General features: G+C 53.9%; 19 protein-coding genes and 1 riboswitch. Of the genes, 11 read left to right on the forward strand and 8 right to left on the reverse strand.

Going from position 1 to position 21,108, the window contains the following annotated elements; all coding sequences use genetic code 11:
* Window positions 1-74: 74 nt before the first annotated feature.
* From SPG90_RS10310 to yegS, 4 genes are all read left to right on the forward strand, one after another.
* The gene (locus tag SPG90_RS10310) at window positions 75-407 is read left to right on the forward strand and encodes a YegP family protein (protein ID WP_045402964.1); all 333 of its coding nucleotides are present in this window, start codon (window positions 75-77) and stop codon (window positions 405-407) included.
* Between the two features lie 154 nt (window positions 408-561).
* Complete coding sequence (yegQ, locus tag SPG90_RS10315) at window positions 562-1,923, forward strand: tRNA 5-hydroxyuridine modification protein YegQ (RefSeq protein WP_163353999.1); 1,362 nt, start codon at window positions 562-564, stop codon at window positions 1,921-1,923.
* Between the two features lie 316 nt (window positions 1,924-2,239).
* The gene (locus tag SPG90_RS10320) at window positions 2,240-3,004 is read left to right on the forward strand and encodes a hypothetical protein (protein WP_213751421.1); all 765 of its coding nucleotides are present in this window, start codon (window positions 2,240-2,242) and stop codon (window positions 3,002-3,004) included.
* Between the two features lie 114 nt (window positions 3,005-3,118).
* Window positions 3,119-4,018 carry a lipid kinase YegS gene (gene yegS / locus SPG90_RS10325; RefSeq protein ID WP_322408114.1) on the forward strand — a complete coding sequence of 300 codons (900 nt, stop codon included), beginning with the start codon at window positions 3,119-3,121 and terminating at the stop codon, window positions 4,016-4,018.
* A 56-nt stretch (window positions 4,019-4,074) separates the two neighbouring features.
* Here the strand turns inward: yegS and fbaB are convergent, their stop codons facing one another.
* Window positions 4,075-5,127, reverse strand: a complete 1,053-nt coding sequence (gene fbaB / locus SPG90_RS10330; protein ID WP_023312424.1) for a class I fructose-bisphosphate aldolase — start codon at window positions 5,125-5,127, stop codon at window positions 4,075-4,077.
* 250 nt (window positions 5,128-5,377) lie between these two features.
* On the opposite strand from fbaB, the gene SPG90_RS10335 reads away from it, so the two are divergent.
* The 3 genes from SPG90_RS10335 to SPG90_RS10345 are packed head-to-tail and all read left to right on the forward strand — an operon-like array spanning window position 5,378 to window position 8,606.
* Window positions 5,378-6,655 (forward strand): nucleoside permease, encoded by a 1,278-nt coding sequence (locus SPG90_RS10335; RefSeq protein WP_163354002.1) that lies wholly within the window; start codon window positions 5,378-5,380, stop codon window positions 6,653-6,655.
* A complete protein-coding gene (locus SPG90_RS10340) occupies window positions 6,652-7,656 on the forward strand; it encodes an ADP-ribosylglycohydrolase family protein (RefSeq protein ID WP_322408115.1) in 1,005 nt (334 codons plus the stop codon). Before SPG90_RS10335 ends, SPG90_RS10340 begins: the two co-directional genes overlap by 4 nt.
* On the forward strand, window positions 7,653-8,606 hold the full coding sequence (locus tag SPG90_RS10345; RefSeq protein WP_322408116.1) for a PfkB family carbohydrate kinase: 954 nt from the start codon (window positions 7,653-7,655) through the stop codon (window positions 8,604-8,606). Before SPG90_RS10340 ends, SPG90_RS10345 begins: the two co-directional genes overlap by 4 nt.
* On the opposite strand, the gene SPG90_RS10350 is transcribed toward SPG90_RS10345, so the two are convergent.
* Genes SPG90_RS10350 through thiM form a run of 3 tightly spaced genes read right to left on the reverse strand, consistent with a single transcriptional unit; the run spans window position 8,580 to window position 10,936 of the window.
* Window positions 8,580-9,326, reverse strand: coding sequence for a GntR family transcriptional regulator (locus tag SPG90_RS10350; protein WP_239632877.1), 747 nt, complete (start codon window positions 9,324-9,326; stop codon window positions 8,580-8,582). The two genes, SPG90_RS10345 and SPG90_RS10350, sit on opposite strands and share 27 nt — an antisense overlap.
* Window positions 9,327-9,368: 42 nt before the next feature.
* Window positions 9,369-10,169 carry a bifunctional hydroxymethylpyrimidine kinase/phosphomethylpyrimidine kinase gene (thiD, locus tag SPG90_RS10355; RefSeq protein WP_047174532.1) on the reverse strand — a complete coding sequence of 267 codons (801 nt, stop codon included), beginning with the start codon at window positions 10,167-10,169 and terminating at the stop codon, window positions 9,369-9,371.
* Window positions 10,166-10,936: a hydroxyethylthiazole kinase gene (gene thiM, locus SPG90_RS10360; protein ID WP_126303453.1), complete on the reverse strand. Its 771-nt coding sequence runs from the start codon at window positions 10,934-10,936 to the stop codon at window positions 10,166-10,168. The genes thiD and thiM overlap by 4 nt, the downstream gene beginning before the upstream one ends.
* A gap of 35 nt (window positions 10,937-10,971) precedes the next feature.
* Window positions 10,972-11,068, reverse strand: a riboswitch (TPP riboswitch).
* Between the two features lie 593 nt (window positions 11,069-11,661).
* Between thiM and SPG90_RS10365 the strand changes: the two genes are divergently transcribed.
* The 4 genes from SPG90_RS10365 (at window position 11,662) to SPG90_RS10380 (ending at window position 16,357) form a co-directional block, all read left to right on the forward strand.
* Window positions 11,662-12,537, forward strand: coding sequence for a YadA C-terminal domain-containing protein (locus SPG90_RS10365; RefSeq protein WP_241238572.1), 876 nt, complete (start codon window positions 11,662-11,664; stop codon window positions 12,535-12,537).
* 240 nt (window positions 12,538-12,777) lie between these two features.
* The gene (locus SPG90_RS10370; protein WP_241238574.1) at window positions 12,778-13,182 is read left to right on the forward strand and encodes a hypothetical protein; all 405 of its coding nucleotides are present in this window, start codon (window positions 12,778-12,780) and stop codon (window positions 13,180-13,182) included.
* Between the two features lie 313 nt (window positions 13,183-13,495).
* Window positions 13,496-14,872, forward strand: a complete 1,377-nt coding sequence (locus tag SPG90_RS10375) for a diaminobutyrate--2-oxoglutarate transaminase (protein WP_014884533.1) — start codon at window positions 13,496-13,498, stop codon at window positions 14,870-14,872.
* A gap of 18 nt (window positions 14,873-14,890) precedes the next feature.
* The gene (locus SPG90_RS10380) at window positions 14,891-16,357 is read left to right on the forward strand and encodes a pyridoxal phosphate-dependent decarboxylase family protein (protein WP_126303455.1); all 1,467 of its coding nucleotides are present in this window, start codon (window positions 14,891-14,893) and stop codon (window positions 16,355-16,357) included.
* A gap of 36 nt (window positions 16,358-16,393) precedes the next feature.
* Here SPG90_RS10380 and SPG90_RS10385 read toward each other — a convergent pair whose 3' ends face one another.
* The 4 genes from SPG90_RS10385 to SPG90_RS10400 all read right to left on the reverse strand — a co-directional run bounded on the left by SPG90_RS10385 (window position 16,394) and on the right by SPG90_RS10400 (window position 20,754).
* Window positions 16,394-16,909: a protein disulfide oxidoreductase gene (locus SPG90_RS10385; protein WP_063927625.1), complete on the reverse strand. Its 516-nt coding sequence runs from the start codon at window positions 16,907-16,909 to the stop codon at window positions 16,394-16,396.
* A 76-nt stretch (window positions 16,910-16,985) separates the two neighbouring features.
* On the reverse strand, window positions 16,986-19,166 hold the full coding sequence (locus SPG90_RS10390; protein WP_322408117.1) for a polysaccharide biosynthesis tyrosine autokinase: 2,181 nt from the start codon (window positions 19,164-19,166) through the stop codon (window positions 16,986-16,988).
* Window positions 19,166-19,615: a protein tyrosine phosphatase gene (locus SPG90_RS10395; RefSeq protein WP_163354013.1), complete on the reverse strand. Its 450-nt coding sequence runs from the start codon at window positions 19,613-19,615 to the stop codon at window positions 19,166-19,168. The genes SPG90_RS10390 and SPG90_RS10395 overlap by 1 nt, the downstream gene beginning before the upstream one ends.
* On the reverse strand, window positions 19,615-20,754 hold the full coding sequence (locus SPG90_RS10400) for a polysaccharide export protein (RefSeq protein ID WP_322408162.1): 1,140 nt from the start codon (window positions 20,752-20,754) through the stop codon (window positions 19,615-19,617). The genes SPG90_RS10395 and SPG90_RS10400 overlap by 1 nt, the downstream gene beginning before the upstream one ends.
* Window positions 20,755-21,108 lie beyond the last annotated feature (354 nt).

A 21,108-nucleotide genomic window follows, 5' to 3' on the forward strand; every position in this document is an offset into this window, starting at 1 on the left:
CAACCATACTCTTTTTACCGGTTCGCTTGCTTAAAACTGGTGCCTCTCACTTTACTTTCGATCAAGGAGTTCCTATGTCTGGTTGGTTCGAATTAAGTAAAAGCAGTGATGGTCAGTTCAGGTTTGTGCTGAAGGCGGGTAACGGAGAGACCATTCTTACCAGCGAGCTTTACACCAGTAAAAGTGCCGCCGAAAACGGCATTGCCTCCGTACGCACGAACAGCCCCCTGGACGAGCGCTATGAGAAGAAAACAGCCTCTAACGGTAAGTACCATTTCAATCTCAAGGCAGGCAATCATCAGGTGATTGGCAGCAGTCAGCTTTATGCAACGGAACAATCGCGTGATAAGGGCATAGCCTCGGTCAAAACTAACGGGTCCACTCAGACGGTAAAAGACAACACCTGACAACACGAAGCACGCCGGGATAGCGGTGACGCGACCCGGCGCTTTACCTCCCTGCCCCGCAGCGCTACAATGCCCGCCCTTAATGTGGGGGATCTCCCCTTACCGCTGCACCTGGTGCATGCGGATCTGACCTGTCATCAGAACGAGAACAAACATGTTTAAACCGGAACTCCTTTCCCCGGCGGGAACGCTGCAAAATATGCGTTACGCTTTCGCCTATGGCGCCGACGCCGTGTATGCGGGCCAGCCGCGCTACTCGCTGCGCGTACGTAATAACGAATTCAACCACGAGAACCTGCAGCTCGGCATCAACGAGGCGCACGCTCTGGGTAAAAAATTCTACGTGGTCGTGAACATCGCGCCGCACAACGCCAAGCTGAAAACGTTTATCCGTGACCTGAAGCCGGTGGTCGATATGGGGCCGGACGCGCTGATCATGTCGGACCCGGGATTAATCATGCTGGTTCGGGAGAACTTCCCGGAGATGGATATTCACCTCTCCGTCCAGGCTAACGCCGTCAACTGGGCGACGGTGAAGTTCTGGAAGCAGATGGGGCTGACCCGCGTCATTCTGTCCCGAGAGCTTTCGCTGGAAGAGATCGAAGAGATCCGCACCCAGGTGCCGGATATGGAAATCGAAATCTTCGTTCACGGCGCGCTGTGCATGGCCTACTCCGGCCGCTGCCTGCTCTCCGGCTATATCAACAAGCGCGACCCGAACCAGGGCACCTGCACCAACGCCTGCCGCTGGGAATATAACGTCCAGGAAGGCAAAGAGGATGACGTCGGCAACATCGTGCATAAGCACGAGCCGATCCCGGTGACCAACGTCGAGCCTACGCTGGGCATCGGCGCGCCAACCGACAGAGTGTTTATGATTGAAGAAGCCAAACGCCCGGGCGAGTACATGACCGCCTTTGAAGACGAGCACGGCACCTACATCATGAACTCGAAAGATCTGCGCGCCATCGCCCACGTCGAGCGTCTGACGCAGATGGGCGTGCACTCCCTGAAGATTGAAGGCCGCACCAAATCCTATTACTACTGCGCGCGCACCGCGCAGGTGTACCGCAAAGCCATCGACGATGCGGCGGCCGGTAAACCATTCGATACCAGTCTGCTGGAAACTCTGGAAGGCCTGGCGCACCGCGGCTATACCGAAGGCTTCCTGCGTCGTCATACCCATGACGACTACCAGAACTACGAGCACGGCTACTCCGTTTCCGAGCGCCAGCAGTTTGTCGGTGACTTTACCGGCGAGCGCAAAGGCCCGCTGGCGGCCGTGGCGGTGAAAAACAAATTCACCAAAGGCGACAGCCTGGAGCTGATGACCCCGCAGGGCAACATGAACTTTACGCTGGAACATCTGGAAAACGGCAAAGGCGAAGCGATTGACGTGGCGCCGGGTGACGGTCATACCGTCTGGCTGCCGGTTCCGGAAGAGGTGGAGCTGAAGTTCGCGCTGCTGATGCGTAACTTCAACGGTGAAAGCACCCGAAACCCACACGGCAAATAGTTAATCAGGGAAATTTTTTCGCGCTGGGATAATTCTTAGAATCGGATCACATACCGCTTCGTTCAATACGGGTATTATCCCCCCGCTGAAAAACATAACCCATAAATGCTAGCTGTACCAGGAACCACCTCCTTAGCCTGCGTAATCTCCCTTACGCGGGCTTATTTTTTTGTATCGCAAGCCTCTCCCGCGTATCAGGTGCGACACAGACACAAAAGAACGCCCTTAGCATCAGGAGTGGTTTGATACTCCGGATATGAAATCCATGTACAATGACTGACGGTTTTTAATCGAAATTATCAAAAAGGAACATGAGATGAGCAACTATATTTTTGAAACACTTGGCGACTACAAAATTTATATAATGTTCTTTTTAGCGATATTATTTTTTATGAAGCTGCCTAGCATCAGTTTCTTTACAGGGATGATTTTAAAATTATTCCGTATTAAATACTCTGATAGAGAATATGTCGAGTATGACGAAAAACTTTACAACCAACAATTATTCAGATTAAAAAACGGTGTGAGAGTTGCCTCTGCTGACGATGCAAAATTAATATCCAGGGCTTTAAACGAAGGAAAAATTGAACGTTCAACATTGCGTTTTACCGGGTGGTTTGGCGCGGTGGGCGTCAAGAGAACGATGCGTCTGGAATCTTTCAGCACCACATTTTTTGGTGTCCTTTTCATTTTCACCGCTTGTGGCATCCTCTACGATGCACCGTACATGAAAGCAGGTTATGTCACATACAATGTCAGCAATAGCGAAAAATTATATATTTCTAAACACCGGGTATATGATAAAAAGAATAATAACTCTTGGAACAAATTTGAATGCCTTAAAATCATCAAAGATGTAACATCCGCTCAGTACCTTAAAGATGCATGTATTTATATCACTACTAATGACGTTGACCTTCGAACTGAGTTGCAGGAGGCAATCCAATATGAATCAACCGGCAAAAAAGTTCTCGCGGCACTCATAGTCGCCCTGAGTACAATAGGCGGGTTGATAATTGTAGGTTTTACTAACTTCGTTAAATTAAATAAAATCGTTTGTGATTTAAAAGGTATAAAATAGCGAGTAAGTGAACAGTTAAAAACACAGGGTACGCACAAGTTTCATCCTGTTCTTACCCGCTTTTTTCCTCTCTGCTATACACTCTTACTAACGCTAAAAAAGGGAGCAGCGCGGATGGCAACCTATCCAGACAGTTTATTGATTCTCAACGGCAAAAGCGCGGGCAACGATCTGTTGCGTCAGGCAATTCACGGCTTGCGCGACGACGGCGCGCGCATTCACGTTAGGGTTACGTGGGAAAAAGGCGACGCGGCACGCTATATCAATGAAGCCCTCGGGCTTGGCGTTGAGACCATCATTTCCGGCGGCGGCGATGGCACTATCAATGAGATTGCCTCAGCGCTAATCGACCTACCCCCGGCAAACCGCCCGGTGATGGGCATTTTACCGCTCGGCACCGCCAATGACTTTGCCACCAGCGCCGGGATCCCGGAGGAGTTAGAGAAGGCGCTCCAGCTGGCGATCCTCGGCAAAGCCACCGCTGTGGATATTGCGCAGGTGAATGATAAAACTTGCTTTATCAATATGGCGACGGGCGGGTTTGGCACGCGCATCACCAGCGAAACGCCGGAAAAGCTGAAGGCGGCGCTGGGCGGCGTGTCATACCTGATCCACGGCCTGATGCGCATGGACACCCTCAAGCCTGACCGCTGCGAAATTCGCGGCGAGGATTTTCAGTGGCAGGGTGACGCGCTGGTAATTGGGATTGGCAACGGACGTCAGGCGGGCGGCGGACAGCAGCTCTGCCCGGAGGCGCTGATTAATGACGGACAGCTTCAGCTGCGTATTTTCACGGGCGACGGCCTGCTGCCCGCGCTGTTTACCACGCTGACGCAGCCGGAAGAGAGTCCAAATATCATCGCCGGGAAATCGGCGTGGTTTGAAGTGAATGCTCCCCACGGAATGACCTTTAACCTCGACGGAGAGCCGCTGAGCGGGACGCAGTTCCGCATTGAGGTGTTGCCCGGTGCGCTGCAGTGCCGACTGCCGCCGGACTGCGTGCTTTTGCGCTGATGTTTCGCACGGTGCGCGATGATGCCCTCTCCCACCGGGAGAGGGAGATGGAGCCGTCAGGCAATCGTGACTTTGCTATCCAGATAGACGTCCTGAACCGCATTGATCAGCTTCACGCCGTCGGCCATCGATTTCTTGAACGCCTTGCGGCCAAGGATCAACCCCATGCCGCCCGCACGTTTGTTGATCACCGCCGTACGCACCGCGTCTGACAGGTCGGTATCACCGCCCGCCGCGCCGCCTGAGTTAATCAGCCCCGCGCGGCCCATGTAGCAGTTCGCCAGCTGGTAGCGCACCAGGTCGATCGGGTTATCGCTGGTCAGCTTGCTGTAAACGCGATCGTCGGTGTAGCCAAAGTTCACCGCTTTATAGCCGCCGTTATTCTCGGCCATTTTCTGCTTCACGATATCCGCGCCGATGGTCGCCGCCAGGTGGTTCGCCTGCCCGGTCAGGTCGGCGGATACATGGTAATCCACGCCGTCTTTCTTGAACGCGTTGTTGCGCAGATATGCCCACAGTACGGTGACCATGCCCAGCTCGTGCGCACGCTCAAACGCCGCGGAGATCTCTTCAATCTGACGACGGGACTGTTCGGAGCCGAAGTAAATCGTCGCCCCTACCGCCACCGCGCCCATGTTGAACGCCTGCTCGACGCTGGCGTAAAGGGTCTGGTCATATTCGGTTGGGTAGCTAAGGGTTTCGTTGTGGTTCAGCTTCACGAGGAATGGAATGCGGTGGGCATAGCGACGCGAAACCGAGGCCAGCACTCCGTAGGTCGACGCCACGCAGTTACAGCCCGCCTCAATCGCCAGCTCAACAATGTTCTTCGGATCGAAGTAGAGAGGATTCGCCGCAAAAGAGGCGCCCGCAGAGTGCTCAACGCCCTGGTCCACCGGCAGGATTGAGAGATACCCGGTGCCGCCGAGCCGCCCGGTGTTGTAGAGCGTCTGCATATTTCGCAGGACCGCAGGCGGACGGTTGTTATCGATCATCACGCGGTCAACGTAGTCGTGACCAGGCAGATACAGCTGGTCGGCTGGAATGGTCATACAACGATGCTGTAAAAGGCTGTCGGCGTCTTTGCCAAGCAACTGCGCAATATCAGTCATGTGATACTCCCGTAAGTCCGACGTCGTGTCGGTGTGTGTTTATCCAGTCCCATCTTTTATGGGCAGACTAAGCCTGGTACCGACTTAACAGATTTTCCACCTTTTGCATTTTTTTTCAGCACAATCTGCTGGCTCGATTCGTGTACAACAAAACTGTTACATTGATCAAACAATCGCCACAAAGGTATTTAAAAGGTATTATTGAATGGTATGTTAAAGGCGTACCCTCTCTGACATGCAGGATTAAAAAATGAAAACGAAAGTCCAACTGTCATTCATGATGTTTGTTGAATGGTTTATCTGGGGCGCGTGGTTTGTGCCGCTGTGGCTGTGGCTGAGCAAAAGCGGTTTTACCGCGGGGGAAATTGGGTGGTCTTACGCCTGTACCGCCATTGCCGCGATCCTCTCCCCGATTCTGGTCGGCTCACTGACGGACCGCTTCTTCGCCGCGCAGAAAGTGCTGGCGGTGCTAATGTTTGCCGGCGCGATTCTGATGTACTTCGCCGCACAGCAAACCCAGTTCAGCACCTTCTTCCCGCTGCTGCTGGTTTACTCCCTGACCTACATGCCCACCATCGCGCTGACCAACAGTATTGCCTTCGCGAACGTGGATGACGTCGAGGCCGATTTCCCGCGTATCCGCGTGATGGGCACTATCGGCTGGATCGCCTCCGGTCTGGCGTGCGGGTTCCTGCCGCAGATGCTGGGCTACAGCGATATTTCCGATACCAATATTCCGCTGCTGATGACGGCCGCCAGCTCCGCCCTGCTCGGCGTCTTTGCCCTGTTCCTGCCGAACACCCCGCCGAAAAGTACCGGCAAGCTGGACTTCAAAGTGATGCTCGGGCTGGACGCGCTGATCCTGCTGCGCGACAGAAACTTCCTCGTATTCTTCTTCTGCTCGTTCCTGTTCGCCATGCCGCTGGCCTTCTATTACATCTTCGCCAACGGCTATCTCACCGAAGTGGGGATGAAAAACGCCACCGGCTGGATGACGCTCGGCCAGTTCTCCGAAATCTTCTTTATGCTCGCCCTGCCGTTCTTTACCAAACGCTTTGGTATTAAGAAGGTCTTACTGCTGGGCCTGATTACCGCCGCCATCCGCTACGGGTTCTTCGTTTACGGCGGAGCGGAACAGTACTTCACCTACGCCCTGCTGTTCCTCGGCATTCTGCTGCACGGCGTAAGCTACGACTTCTATTACGTCACCGCGTACATCTACGTGGACAAAAAAGCGCCGGTGCACATGCGCACCGCCGCGCAGGGCCTGATTACGCTGTGCTGCCAGGGCTTTGGTAGCCTGCTGGGTTACCGCCTGGGCGGCGTGATGATGGAAAAAATGTTCGCATACAAAGAGCCGGTGAATGGGCTGACCTTCAACTGGGCCGGAATGTGGACGTTTGGTGCAATCATGATTGCCGTGATTGCCGTGCTGTTTATGCTGTTTTTCCGCGAATCGGATAAAGAGATCGCCGCAATTGAGGTGGTTGATAGCGATGCCGCGCTGACACAAGGGGAAGTTAAATGAAACAAGAACGTGTTCTCGGTGCCCTTTACGGGCAGGCGTTAGGGGATGCGATGGGCATGCCGTCGGAGCTGTGGCCGAGAAAGCGCGTCAAGGCGCACTTCGGCTGGATCGACCGCTTTTTACCCGGCCCGGCAGAGAATAATGCGGCCTGCTATTTCCAACAGGCAGAGTTCACCGACGATACCTCAATGGCGCTGTGCCTGGCGGACGCGCTCATCGAGTGCGACGGGGAGATTAACGCGGACGTTATCGGCAAGCATATTCTGCGCTGGGCGCTCGATTTCGACGCGTTTAATAAGAACGTGCTCGGCCCGACCTCCAAAATCGCGCTTAATGCGATTCGCGACGGCAAGCCGGTTAGCGAACTGGACAACAACGGCGTAACCAACGGGGCGGCGATGCGCGCCTCCCCGCTGGGCTGCCTGCTCCCGGCCACGCGTCTGGAACACTTTGTTGAGCAGGTGGCGCTGGCCTCCAGCCCGACCCATAAATCCGACCTCGCTATTGCCGGCGCGGTGGTGATTGCCTGGGCGATTTCCCGCGCCGTCGACGGCGAAAGCTGGCAGAACATCGTCGATGCGCTGCCGGGTATCGCCCGCTACGCGCAGGAGGCGAAAACCACCACCTTCAGCGCGTCGCTGGCGGCACGTATTGAGCTGGCGCTTAAGACCGTACGGGAAGCCAACGGGGTTGAGTCCGCCAGCGAGCAGGTTTACCAGCTTGTGGGGGCCGGAACCAGCACCATTGAGTCCGTTCCGGCGGCCATTGCGATGGTCGAACTGGCGGGAACCGACCCAAACCGCTGCGCCATTTTATGCGCCAACCTGGGCGGCGATACCGACACTATTGGCGCGATGGCGACGGCCATCTGCGGCGCGCTCCATGGCGTGCAGGCGATTGACCCGGCGCTCAAAGCCGAACTCGACGCTGTCAACCGGCTCGATTTCGGCCACTATAGCGAGAAACTGCTGCATTACCGGGAGCAAAGGGAGGGCGTATGAGTTCATTTGCCCAACGTCTCGACACCCTGCACGCCACGCGCCCGGTGACGGTGCTGGGCGCGGCGGTGATAGACGTCATCGCCGACGCCTACGCCCTGCCCTGGCGCGGGTGCGATATCGAGCTCAAACAGCAGGGCGTGAATATTGGCGGCTGCGCGCTGAATATCGCCATCGCCCTGAAGCGGCTCGGCATTACAGCGCAAAACGCCCTGCCCGTTGGTCACGGGGTATGGGCGGACATCATCCGCAACGCCATGGCGAAGCAGGATCTGCACAGCGCCATCGAGGCCGAAACCGGCGATAACGGCTGGTGCCTGGCGCTGGTGGAGCCAGACGGCGAGCGCACCTTTATGTCCTTTAGCGGCGTGGAGAACCAGTGGCAGCAGCGCTGGCTTGATGTGCTTAACATCCCGTCGAAGAGCCTGGTCTACTTATCCGGCTACCAGCTGGCCTCGCCGTGCGGCGAGCTGCTGACACGCTGGCTGGAGGGGTTGCGGGACGTGACGGCGTTTATCGATTTCGGCCCTCGCATCGCGGATATCCCCGACGCGCTGATGGCGCGGATTATGGCCTGCAGGCCGATCGTGTCGCTCAATCGTCAGGAAGCGGAGATCGCAGCCGAACGACTGGGCGTAGCGGCTGAAAACCTGGGTGCGGAGTGGCAGCAGCGCTTCGGCGCCGCGCTGATTGTGCGTCATGATAAAGACGGCGCCACATGGTATGACGGTGACGTCTCGGGCGTTGTTCCGGCGTTTCCGGCGACGGTTGTGGACACCATTGGCGCTGGCGACAGCCACGCGGGCGGCACGCTTGCCGGGCTGGCGGCGGGATGGTCACTGGCAGACGCCGTTCTGCTGGGGAACGCTGTGGCGTCCTGGGTAGTCAGCCACCGCGGCGGGGACTGCGCCCCGACTCGTGAGGAATTACTCCTCGCACACAAAGACGTATAGATCGCTGCGACAGTAGCTGATGCTGTACTCAATCGGCCGGTGCTGTTGGTCAAGCGCAACCTGCTTGATCACCAGCACCGGTATTTTTTCGTCCATCTTAATGTGCGCCTGAAACTCGCTGTCCGGCATGCGGGCGCTAACCCGTGAACGGGTGCGCTGCGGGAAGATATTCTGGCTGCGGAAGTAGTCGTACAGCGAAATGCCAATCGCATCCGGATCGGGAATGAGGCCAACCGGCACCCAGGACTCTTCAATCGACACCGCATCGTCATCCACATAGCGAATGCGCTTGAGCAAAAAGACCTCGCTGTCCGGAGGAATCGACAGGTGGTTTGCGACCTCTTCCGGGCACTTCACCACCCGCTTGTTGACCCACAGCGTATTAGGCTTTTGGCCGCGCAGCACTACCTGCTGGGAAAAACCGCGCGCCTCTTTCAGCGAATATTCAAAGATATTGTTGATTTGCGTGCCATAGCCACGGGAGCGCTTCACCACGCCCTCTTCCTCCAGCGCCTGCATCGCCTTTCGCACAGTGATGCGCGACACCCCGGTTAACTGGCTCAGATCGCGCTCGCCGGGCAAAATATTCCCGTGCTCCAGCACCCCGCTGCGCACCGCGTTTTTTACCGTTTCGGCAAATTTCAGGTACAGCGGCGTGTTGTCAGGCGCGGCGATCCGTTCATTCAGTTGAGCGATTAACCGGGTATGCGCTTGTTCCATCTCTGTTTTCTCAGGCGTGGTGTTTCCTGCCAGTATACTGGGTTACCACCATGCATGAAAATGATGAACCGGTCCAATACCGTGACCCACTTCCAGAGTATCGGCTTTTGCCAGCGCCGCCGAGAGCCAGGTTTTCGCTTCGCGCACCGTATCGGCCCAGCCGTCATGCCGCGGGCGCAGCGCCGCCAGCGCGGCGGAGAGCGTGCAGCCCGTGCCGTGGGTGTTTTTGGTCTGCACGCGCGGCGCGGTAAAGCGTACTTCGCCGTCGCGGGTAAACAGCCAGTCCGGGCTTTCGGCATCATCCAGGTGCCCGCCTTTCATCAGCACCGCGCCGCAGCCCATTGCCAACAGCGCGTTTCCCTGCGCTTTCATCTCGCGTTCAGTTTGCGCATGCGATGTGCCTAACAGCGCGGCGGCTTCCGGCAGATTGGGCGTGATAAGCGCCACCTGCGGCAGTAGCTTTGTACGCAGCGTCTCCACGGCGGAGGCGGAGAGCAGCGGGTCGCCGCTTTTCGCCAGCATGACGGTATCCAGCACCACGTTTTGCACCTGATAGCGTTTAAGCCGCTCGGCCACCGCTTCCACAATATCCGTCTCGGCCAGCATGCCGATCTTGGTGGTATCGATGCGCACATCGCTGAACACAGAATCCAGCTGCGCGGCAACAAAATCCGGCTCGATACGATAGACCGACTGCACGCCGCGCGTGTTTTGCGCCACCAGCGCGGTAATGACCGAGCAGCCGTACGCGCTAAGGGCCGAGAAGGTTTTGAGGTCGGCCTGGATACCCGCGCCGCCGCTGGGATCGGTGCCGGCAATGGTCAGGGCGTTAATCCGTTTCATGCCTGCTCCTCCAGCGTATAGAGCGCATCCAGAAACGCGCTGGCAAAACTGCCGGGCCCACGTGACTGCGCAACGGCCACCGTTCCGGCTCGCTTCATCCATCCGCAGGCGGCAGCGACGTTATCCATCCGGTCGCCAGGCAGCGAGCAGCTCGCCGCCACAACCGCAGAAAGCGCGCATCCGGTTCCCACTACGCGCGTCATCAACGGATCGCCGCCCGTTATCGTGCGGGTGCGTTGCCCGTCAGTGATGTAATCCACCTCTCCGGTGACGACCACAACGGCATTGGTCTGGCGAGCCAGCGCCTGTGCGGCGGGCGCCGCGCTGGCTGCGGTATCGGTTGTATCGACGCCGCGTCCGCCCGCGCTCATTCCGGCAAGGGCCAGAATTTCGGAGGCATTGCCGCGAATGGCAGCCGGTTTCAGGGCAAGGATTTGATGGCAAAAACGGGTGCGGAACGTCAGGGCGCCCGCGGCAACCGGGTCCAGCGTCCAGGGCTTGCCTGCAGCCACCGCGCTTTCTATTGCCCGACGCATCGCCTGGGCACGCGGCGAGGTCAGCGTACCAACGTTAATCAGCAGCGCATCGGCGATGCCGGCAAACTGTTCAGCCTCTTCGGCCTCAATCACCATCGCGGGTGATGCGCCAAGCGCCAGCAAAACGTTGGCCGTGAAGGTCTGTACGACATCGTTGGTCATACAGTGGGTCAGCGGAGAACGGGTTCGGAAGTGGTGTAAAACGCGTAAATCGAGCAGGTCAGGCTGCATGGGTTCGCTCCTGCCTTGCGTGAAGAAGCGATGACCGGGAAGGCATCTGACTTCCCTACGCTGGCATTATCCAGATCAGGTAATACGGGTATTTCTCAGCCTTCACAAAGAAGGGCACCCCGAGTCAAAATACTTTTAAAACAGTAAGTTATAAAACTCATTAACGTTATGTAGTGTAACCGCGGGCCCAGGCCAGGCGCAAGGAGTTTCGATTTATCACGCCGTTTGTCACAGCGGAAATCTCCAGACGCTCTTTCCCGTCATTTGCCAACATTTATTACGCTTTAGTTAATTCTGGTTCAGTAATTGTTAATACGTTATTGAAAAACTTTATTACGTGCTCATTCCGCTTTTATAAGATAGATAAACTTCTTTCGCATGAAAGAATAAGAAAGTACTAATTTATTTAACTCTATTAAACATTTGTACTTTCATCAATAGCTTAACGCTTCCCTTGATTTATCGCACAATCCATAAGTTAATGTATACATTAAATAAACCTCCTCGATACAGCACCCTGCCCTTTCATTTATTCATATCATTTATGATTTAGATCAAAATTATCAATTTGGGTTTAATCGATAGTTTATTCACGCTACTAAAAAAGGTCCGGGCATCGAATATCCAGTATTGACATACGGAAATACAGATATCCACACGCCACTAAAGCCAAAACTGTTCTGCTTAATTTTGTTTTTTTATACGTTAATATGTGAGTCCTTCGAATGAAACTTTTCAATAAATCTGTTATTCCTGTTTTTGTATTTGGGGTGGTCGCCGGTAGCGCCATGAATATTACCAACGCTGCTGCTGCCGTTTGGGATGACGCATCAATCACAGATATTGTGAATGACCATCAAGACCAAATTACGCAAAACAGGGTCGATAGTATTGCTCGCGATCTCTCAACTGAAAATCGCTTAACGCAGGTGGATAGCGACCTTCAATCCACTAAATTAGGTGTTTTGGTTATTGAGCAAGCCACAAATGACGCTTACCAAAAAGCCTTGCTTGCTAGCGCGCTTGCAGATACTGCCAATCAAAAAAGCGATGCGGCTTTACAGGGCGTTATGACGAACGGCACAGAAATTATCAATATGGAAAACGTTAACAAAGTGCAAGATAACCGTCTTGACAGCCTGGAAAATGCCCCTAAACCCACTAACGGCGTAGATGGTAAAGATGGCGTGACGACCACCGTGACGCACATGCAGGTAGACGCAGCAACGCAAACTAAAGTGGCTAATAATACCCAGGCTGTTACCGCCACCGCTCAGGAACTTCAGGCAACAAAGCAGACGTTACAGGCAATGAATAACAACACCAATCAGCAATTCAAATCATTGCATGAGGAAGTGGATAATAATAAGAAGCAGGCCAACGCCGGTATCTCGGGCGCCATGGCGATGGCAGGTTTACCGCAGGTACAAACGAATCAGCATGTTATGTTCTCTGCTGGCGGTGCAACGTACAATAATGAAAGCGCCCTTGCCGTCGGGGCATCCGTTAACTTTAGTTCACATGTCATCGCGAAAGTGAGCTTCTCTGATGATACCGCCAATAATATGGGGGCGTCAGTTGACGTCGGAATGGGCTTTTAACTAAATACAACTTAAGCATTATTAACTGACGCCGTTAAGTTAATAACCCGCTTGCCTCCGGCAAGAATAGCGATGACAGAAAAAACATGCTCAGACATATCATTATTTCAGCGACCCTGTATCTGATGCTCATTGGTGTCGGTATTTGGATCGGCATGATGTACGTCTCTTATTATCTGTGCGTTTTATAAGGTGGACAAAAGTTTAGCCATGAAAACTCATTTAATATGGATTGCACTGATGTTGACGGTAGCGACAACACCGGCTCATGCGATTAACGCGCACTATCGTGCTCAATTAGAACGTTCAGGATGTACTGAGATGAATGCGAATGACGGCTCTTGTGATATTCACAAAACAAAAGCCCAAAATGCGGCACAGCACACAACAGCTGCGGTCCACGACCCTTTGCGTGAAGCCACTTTCACATCGGATGCGGTTAACGCCACGATTTCAAACGGCTTTCTTGACGCCACCATTAACGGCAAAAAGGCCATCGTGAAACGTCTGAATACTCATTTCTATGAGATTCACGGTAATGGTTTTGTTATATCGCTAAGCCTTGATGAGAACGGCATTACGGCGGCGTCCTGGAATAAGACGACGGGGCGTAACCACGGCATTTTGCAGGTGTCGCAGAAATAAAGCTAACAAGGAGGCTGTCTGCCTCCTTTTTGGTCAGCGAATGGCACGATTTGTCACACTCTTTTTTATGAATTTACAGTCGGGACAGAACACACGTAACTGTCTGTTTTTCTTTATCATAAAGCGCAATTTTCTTTCTTAAAAAGGGGATATCTCTTCCCCTGAGCGCCATGTCACAAAACAGTAAACAAATTAACCATTGAGCCCCGTGGCAAAAGGCTCTATATTGGCGGCGTTTTTTTCAGGCCCCCATCTGTTTTTTAACTTTTTATTCAATCGTGGCTCATAACGAAGCGGCGGTTGTAGGAGTGATATGATGACGGATAAAGTCCGTATTGACACCGTAGATGCCCACAAAAGCAACGAAACCTATCTGGCCCGTCAGGCCGAGTTTGAATCTAACGTCAGGAGTTATCCGCGCAAACTGCCTTTAGCCATCACTAAAGCAGAAGGCGTGTGGATCACCGATGCAGATAATAAAGAATACCTTGACTGTTTAGCAGGCGCGGGGACCCTTGCGCTTGGCCATAACCATCCTGATGTGCTGAAAAGCATCCAAAATGTCATTACCAGCGGCTTGCCGTTACATACACTGGATCTGACTACGCCTCTGAAAGACGCGTTTTCTGAATACCTGCTCTCTCTGCTGCCTGGTCAGGGCAAAGAGTACTGCCTGCAGTTCACCGGTCCATCCGGTGCTGACGCCGTTGAAGCGGCGCTGAAGCTGGCGAAAAAAGTGACCGGTCGTAGCGGTATCATCAGCTTCTCTGGTGGTTACCACGGTATGACCCACGGCGCGCTGTCCGTGACCGGCAACCTGTCTCCGAAAGAAGCGGTTGACGGTATGATGCCAGAAGTGCAGTTCATGCCTTACCCGCACGAATACCGCTGCCCGCTGGGTATCGGTGGTGAAGCGGGCGTGAAAGCGCTGACTTACTACTTCGATAACCTGATCAACGACGTTGAAAGCGGCGTGCGTAAACCTGCTGCGGTGATTCTGGAAGCCGTTCAGGGCGAAGGCGGCGTGAACCCGGCTCCGGCTGAGTGGCTGCAGCGCATCCGTAAAGTGACTCAGGAACACGGCATTCTGCTGATCCTCGACGAAGTTCAGGCTGGCTTTGCCCGTACCGGTAAATTCTTCGCCTTCGAACACGCGGGCATTGAGCCAGACATTATCGTGATGTCTAAAGCCGTAGGTGGCGGTCTGCCGCTGGCCGTGCTCGGTATCAAAAAGCAGTTCGACGCATGGGCGCCAGGTCACCACACCGGTACCTTCCGCGGCAACCAGCTGGCGATGGCAACCGGTCTGACGACGCTGAAAATCCTGAAAGACCAGAACATCGCAGGCAAAGTGGCTGCACAGGGCGAATGGCTGAAAGGCCAGCTGAAAGAGATGGCGAAACGCTATCCTGTTATCGGCCACGTGCGCGGCCTGGGCATGATGATCGGTATTGAGATCGTTAAGCCACACGAAGCCGCTGACCACATGGGCTGCTTCCCGGGCGACGGCGAGCTGTCTGCACTGATTCAGAAGAAGTGCTTCGAAGCCGGTCTGATTCTGGAGCGCGGTGGCCGTAACGGTATCGTTCTGCGTCTGCTGCCGTCTCTGCTGATCAGCGACGAAGAGCTGAAAATCTTCCTGGATAAATTTGAGCAGGCACTGCTTGCTGCGGGCGTTCGCCCGGCGTAACCGGAGTTATTGATTACGATGTCTGATTCAAACCCAATTTTGTTCTCCTCTGCGCAGAGCATTGAAGCTTATCAGCAGGCGATCGAACAAAGCACTCAGGCTGTGATGCAGTGGCTGAAACAGCCTGAGATGTACCAGGGCAAAACGGTCGCAGAACTGCGCGACCGTATTAAGCTGGAATTCAACCCGAAAGGGCTGGGCAACGAAGCGGCGATTGAACGCGCCGTGGAGTTCTTCCTGAAAGACAGCCTGTCCGTTCATCACCCGCAGTGTGTGGCGCACCTGCACTGCCCAAGCCTGGTGGTAAGCCAGGCGGCGGAAGTGCTGATCAACGCCACTAACCAGAGTATGGACTCCTGGGATCAAAGCCCGTCCGCAACCATTATTGAGATCAAGCTGATCGAGTGGCTGCGTACCCGCGTGGGTTATCAGGCCGGCGACGCAGGTGTCTTCACCAGCGGCGGTACCCAGAGCAACCTGATGGGCCTGATGCTGGCTCGCGATGCGTTCTTCGCGCGTCAGGGTCACTCCGTTCAGCAGGACGGTCTGGTGGGAGATCTGCGCAAAATTCGCGTGCTGTGCTCCGAAAACGCACACTTCTCCGTGCAGAAAAACATGGCGCTGATGGGTCTGGGCTACCAGTCCGTGGTGCAGGTGAAAACGGACGAATTTTCCCGCATGGATCTGACCGATCTGGCGGCGAAAATTGAGCAGTGCAACGCGAACGGCGAGCAGATTCTGGCGATCGTCGCAACGGCAGGTACAACCGATGCCGGTGCTATTGACCCGCTGCGTGCAATTGCAGAGCTGGCCGCTAAGCAGAACATCTGGGTACACGTTGATGCGGCCTGGGGCGGCGCGCTGCTGATGTCTGAGCAGTATCGTCACTACCTGGACGGCATCGAGCTGGTGGATTCCGTCACCCTGGACTTCCACAAGCAGTTCTTCCAGACCATCAGCTGCGGCGCGTTCCTGCTGAAAGAAGCGCGTCACTATGAGCTGATGCGCTATCAGGCGGCCTACCTGAACTCTGAGTTCGACGAAGAAGCGGGTGTGCCTAACCTGGTGTCCAAATCTCTGCAGACCACCCGTCGTTTTGACGCGCTGAAGCTGTGGATGAGCCTGGAAGCGCTGGGTCAGGAGCAATACGCGGCGATCATCGATCACGGCGTGACCCTGGCGCAGCAGGTTGCGGCCTACGTGAAAGAGCAGCCTGCTCTGGAACTGGTTATGCAGCCACAGCTGGCAAGCGTTCTGTTCCGCTTCCGCGGACAGGTTCAGATGGATGACGCGGGCATCGCCCTGTTGAACCAGAAAATTGGTGATGCGCTGCTGGAATCCGGCCGTGCGAACGTTGGTGTGACCGAGCACAACGGCGTCACCTGCCTGAAGCTGACGCTGCTGAACCCAACCGTGACGCTGGAAGATATTAAAATCCTGCTGTCTCTGGTTGAGCGCACCGCGCAGGAAGTTCTGGCTAAGTAATACAACACCCCTCTTCCGCCGGGAGAGGGGTTATTTTTATACGCCTGCCCACCACATCCTTAATTTTAATCCCCAGTAGCTCGTCCAGCCTGTCGTGGTGCTGACCACATTCCCCTTCGACACAATGACCAGCGTCGGCGTTACGCTCACCTGCCACTGCTGCGACAACGCACCGTTTTCATCGTTTATCACCGGCATTTTCAGCTGTTTCTTTTCAACCCAGCGCTCAAGCTTTGCGTTATCACCGGAACGCATAGCAATACTAATCACGTTCCCGCCCTCTTCTGCCAGCTGATTAACGGAAGGCGTCGTGAAACGGCATATGCTGCACCAGGTGGCCCAGACGTAAATCAGCAGCGGGCGTTCCTGACTCAGGGCCGAGATATCGTGAATGTTACCGTCGATGCTCTGCATTGGTGTTGCGCTAAAACTGGCGGGGAGTGTCGGTTTTCTATATTGATCAACGCCCCACACCACGACCAGCGTCAGCAGAACGAGTATGATCCCTTCCCGCGCCCAGCGGCGCAGTCGGTTGATTTTGCGGTTATCCATTGTGACCTCATGTTTCAATGAAGGTCATCTTAACGGGCAAAACGCCATCACGCTGTAAAGAAGTGTCGCGCCAGGTTTACTCCTGGGTATAACCGTAGTCGTAATGGCTATATCCCGAGTTGTAATAAAGCACGGCAGATTTCACGATATCATTGAGGATCGCGCCATTCACCTGCACGCCCATTTGCTGCAGACGCTTCAGGCAGTTCTCGATCTCCTTGACGTTAGTTTTACCAAAGCGGGCGACCAGCAGAGTGGTTGCCGCCGCTTTGGCTATCAGCAAGGCATCCGTTACGGCAAGCACAGGTGGGGTATCGACAATCACGATGTCATACACTTTGTCTATCTGCGACATCACGGTCTGGAAGCGTTCACTCATGAGCAGCTCAACGGGATGTGAAGGTTGGGGTCCGCAGGTCAATACATCAAAACCGCCTTTCTCAACGCGTTGAACAGCCGCCTGCCATTCAACGTCTCCTCCGAGCACGCAGGATAATCCCCGATGATTGCTCAGTTTGAACACATTGTGGACATATCCCTTGCGCATATCCGCATCAATAAACAGCACACGCTGTCCAGCCTGAGAGGCAATCGACGCAAGTGACGTACTAACCAGCGTCTTTCCGCAGTCCTGCGTGGGGCCTGACACCACGACGATCCGGTTTGCGGCATCCATCATTGTAAAATGCAGGCTGGTGCGCAACCCGCGCACCGCCTCGACAAACATGTCTGCAGGACGGTCAATGGGCAGAAAAGGGATGTTCGACGTCCTATGCTTCCAGTGGGAATCAAACAGGTTTCTCCTGCGCAGGTGCGTTTTTTTCCAGAGCCACACCGAGCGCGGGAGCGTCGCCAGAAGCGGTATCCCCAGCACTTCCAGTTGTTCAGACGAGGTAATGCCCCGCTTAAAGGCTGAGCGGACTAAAACCGTTCCAGCAGAGAGCATCAAGCCCATCAGCATACCCAGCACGATAATGAGCGCTTTGCGCGGCTTGATTGGGGCCGGCTGCGTCACTGCCGGATCAATAATCCGCACGTTCCCGATAGCGCTGGAGCGCGAGATATTCAGCTCTTGCTGACGCGTCAGCAGCTGCAGGTAGATGGTTCGTCCGGATTCAACGTCGCGACTCAGGCGTAAGATTTCCTGCTGAGTGGAAGGCATGGATGAGACGCGGCTATTCAAACGTGCGCGCTCACGCTCAAGCGTTTGTTTCTTCTCCAGTAAAGCACGGTAGGTGGGATGGTCCTTTTTGAAAAGCTGGGAAACTTCTGCTTCGCGAAACGTCAGTTCGTTAAGCTGGTTTTCCACGTTAACTACCTGATCGAGAACCGACTTTGCCTCCAGAGACAAGTCGACAGAATCGCGCTGCTCTCTGTAGGCATTCAGTCGCGCTTCGGCTTCATCCAGCTCCCGGCTGATCTTAGGTAATTGATCCTGTAAAAACGTGAGGCTGCGGGAATCTTTCGCTTCCTGACGCGCAATATTCTGGCTAAGAAAATTTTCAGCAATCGTATTAAGCACCGTGGCGATTTTGCCAGGGTCTTCACCCGTTAACGTTAATGCGATCATACCACTCTGTTTCGACGACTCAACAACCGTAAGCTTGTTCTGAATGGCGTTGATCGCGTCAAGCCTTGCTACGGTTTCGAGGGTAAACTGGGTGCCGGGTTCCGCGCTGAGGGATGTCACCAGAAGCGATATGCTGTCTTTAGCCAGGGTTTTTCCCACAACGCCGTCTGCCTCAAGCGTTTTTCCCTCAAGATGATACCGCCCATGCTCCTGAACGGTGAGTATTAGCGTTTGTGGCTTCCCTTCCAGAAGAGGAATATTCAGCGCGCCAATCGTTATTTTGTCGGATTTACCTCCCCGCACGTGCTCCCAAAAAGGCCCAATTACAGGCAACACTCGCCGCTTAACGTTATAAGTCAGCCCTAACCGATCGACGGTTTCTCCCAGAATCATTCGTGATTTGAGGAGTAAAAGTTCTGGCGCGACATCTGGCGAGAGTTCGGCCCCGAACGAGGCCAGGTTCTTGAGCAGCGAGTTATCCTGCTTCGCTTCAACCTGTACCAGGGCATCAGCCTGATAAACTGGTGTGATGCTGAACGCGTAGATCCCTGCACATAACGTGAGCAGGAGCGTGACGCATGCGATCGTCACCCGGTTATCAAACATCTCAGCAAGCAACTGAAGAAGATCGATCTCATTATTCTGCGGTGTCGCAGCATTATATTTGTCTGATTTAGAAGACGACATTACTGCTTCATTCCTTGTTGACTCAAACGACGAGCCCATTCCTGACTGGCTTTTCCCAATTGCTCGAAAACATATTCATAGGCTTCACGACTTTTGTGGTACGGGTCGGGAATTTCCCTGGTTTCCAGCCATTGTCCAAAGAGCAACGATTTTCCCCGGTTCTCCGGGGCCATAGCGGCTATGTAACGGAGATGTTCCGGCTCCATCACCAGAATCAAATCGGATTTTTGCAACAGGCTGCGCGTAATTTTGCGGGCAACATGACCTTCCAGCGAAACACCATGACGCCGGGCCACAGCCTGCGCAGTCGCATCCGCCGGATACCCTTCAAGCCCCAAAATCCCTGCCGAGGTCACCTGCTTGCCGGGCAATTGCTGACGCAACAGCCGCTCACCCATCGGTGAACGGCAAATATTGCCGGTGCAGACCACTAAGATTGACTGGAACATTACTGCGGCCACGACCTAATGTAACGAACGGTTTCGGTCAGGTCATGAACGCCGCTGATGGTAGGCACCAGTTGGGAGATCACGCGATTCCAGCGAGATAACGGTGCGGTGGTGACGTAGACAATGTCATACGGTTCCAGCTGGAATTCCGTACCCAGCACCATGGCTGACGCATCTTCCGCATTCAGTTGAAAGATGTTGGCAATTTTGTCCGTGTCGCCTTTTTTAGATACCTGCCGAATAACAAAAATGCCGGTTGCATCTGCCATATTTTGGTTAATTCCACCGGCATTTCCCAGGGCTTCGGCCAGCGTCATACCGCTACGATCCATCTTAAGCGTACTCTGCTTGACCACCTCGCCCATCACAAACACCTTCAGCGCGTCGTTCCGGGGAATAAACAGGATATCGCCAGGATAAAGCAGCTTGTTTTGGGTCAAATCGCCATGCTGCATCAGCGCATAGAGCGAAAGGCGGGAGTCCTTGCCATCATGCGTGAGCACGACGTTACGCCAGTCGGCATCCGCAGAAAGACCGCCAGCGGCGTTAACCGCATCCATTACCGTCAGTGGAATATTGGTTATGGGTTGTTGGCCCGATTTTTCGACCTCTCCGGTGACATAGACTTTTTGGGAACGAAAGGCGGCAATGCTAACGTCCACCTGCGGGCTCTCAATGACTTTATCCAGTCGCGCTGTAATCTCTTCACGTACCTGTGAAACCGTTTTTCCCGCCACCCGCAACTTACCGACGTAGGGATAAAAGAGCGTACCATCGGCGTTGACCCAGTTGCCTGCATCGCTCGCACTACGATATTGTCCCGCGGGCGTCGTTAATTCAGGGTGATCCCAGACGGTGACCGTCAGGATGTCGCCTGTGCCAATGCGGTATTCCCAGTTTTTGATCTGCTCATCCAGATTAGGATTTGCCTGAGATTTCGATACCGCCGGACGTAGTTCTTCAATCAATCCCGGCGTCAGAGAAAAAACTTCCACGCGCTTATCAAGCTGATAACTGGCGTCTTCCGCAGCAATGACTTTTTTCCCGGATACACTTAAGTTCTGCCCGGGGGAAAATACACACCCTGTTAATTGGCTAACAGTAAGAAATAACAGCGAAAATGCAGTTGTACCTTTCATTATATAAAAATTTCTTTTTAACGTTGCGTTCATCGTCAGTCTTGCAAAAAGACTTAGAACAAGCCTTTGAAATTCAATAAATTATTATTCAGCAATATGAAATTCTGACAGTGTAAGATGTGACCAAATCGCTCTTCAGAAAACAAAAGCAATACTCATCCTTGTAAGAAAAACGGAATTAAGACCGCTTCACACGAAGGCAATATTAAATCTTCTTCTGCAGGAAAGCATTCATACAACAGTCCAATTTTAACGTTAAAAATTATTTTCAGAATTAATTGGTAAAATAATAAATATTAAAAATATAAAGCACAGATAATATTCACCACAATAATAAACATCATCCACGTCGAC

This window comes from Enterobacter sp. D2, assembly GCF_034427575.1.
GTDB classification, from domain to species: Bacteria; Pseudomonadota; Gammaproteobacteria; order Enterobacterales; family Enterobacteriaceae; genus Enterobacter; species Enterobacter cloacae_M.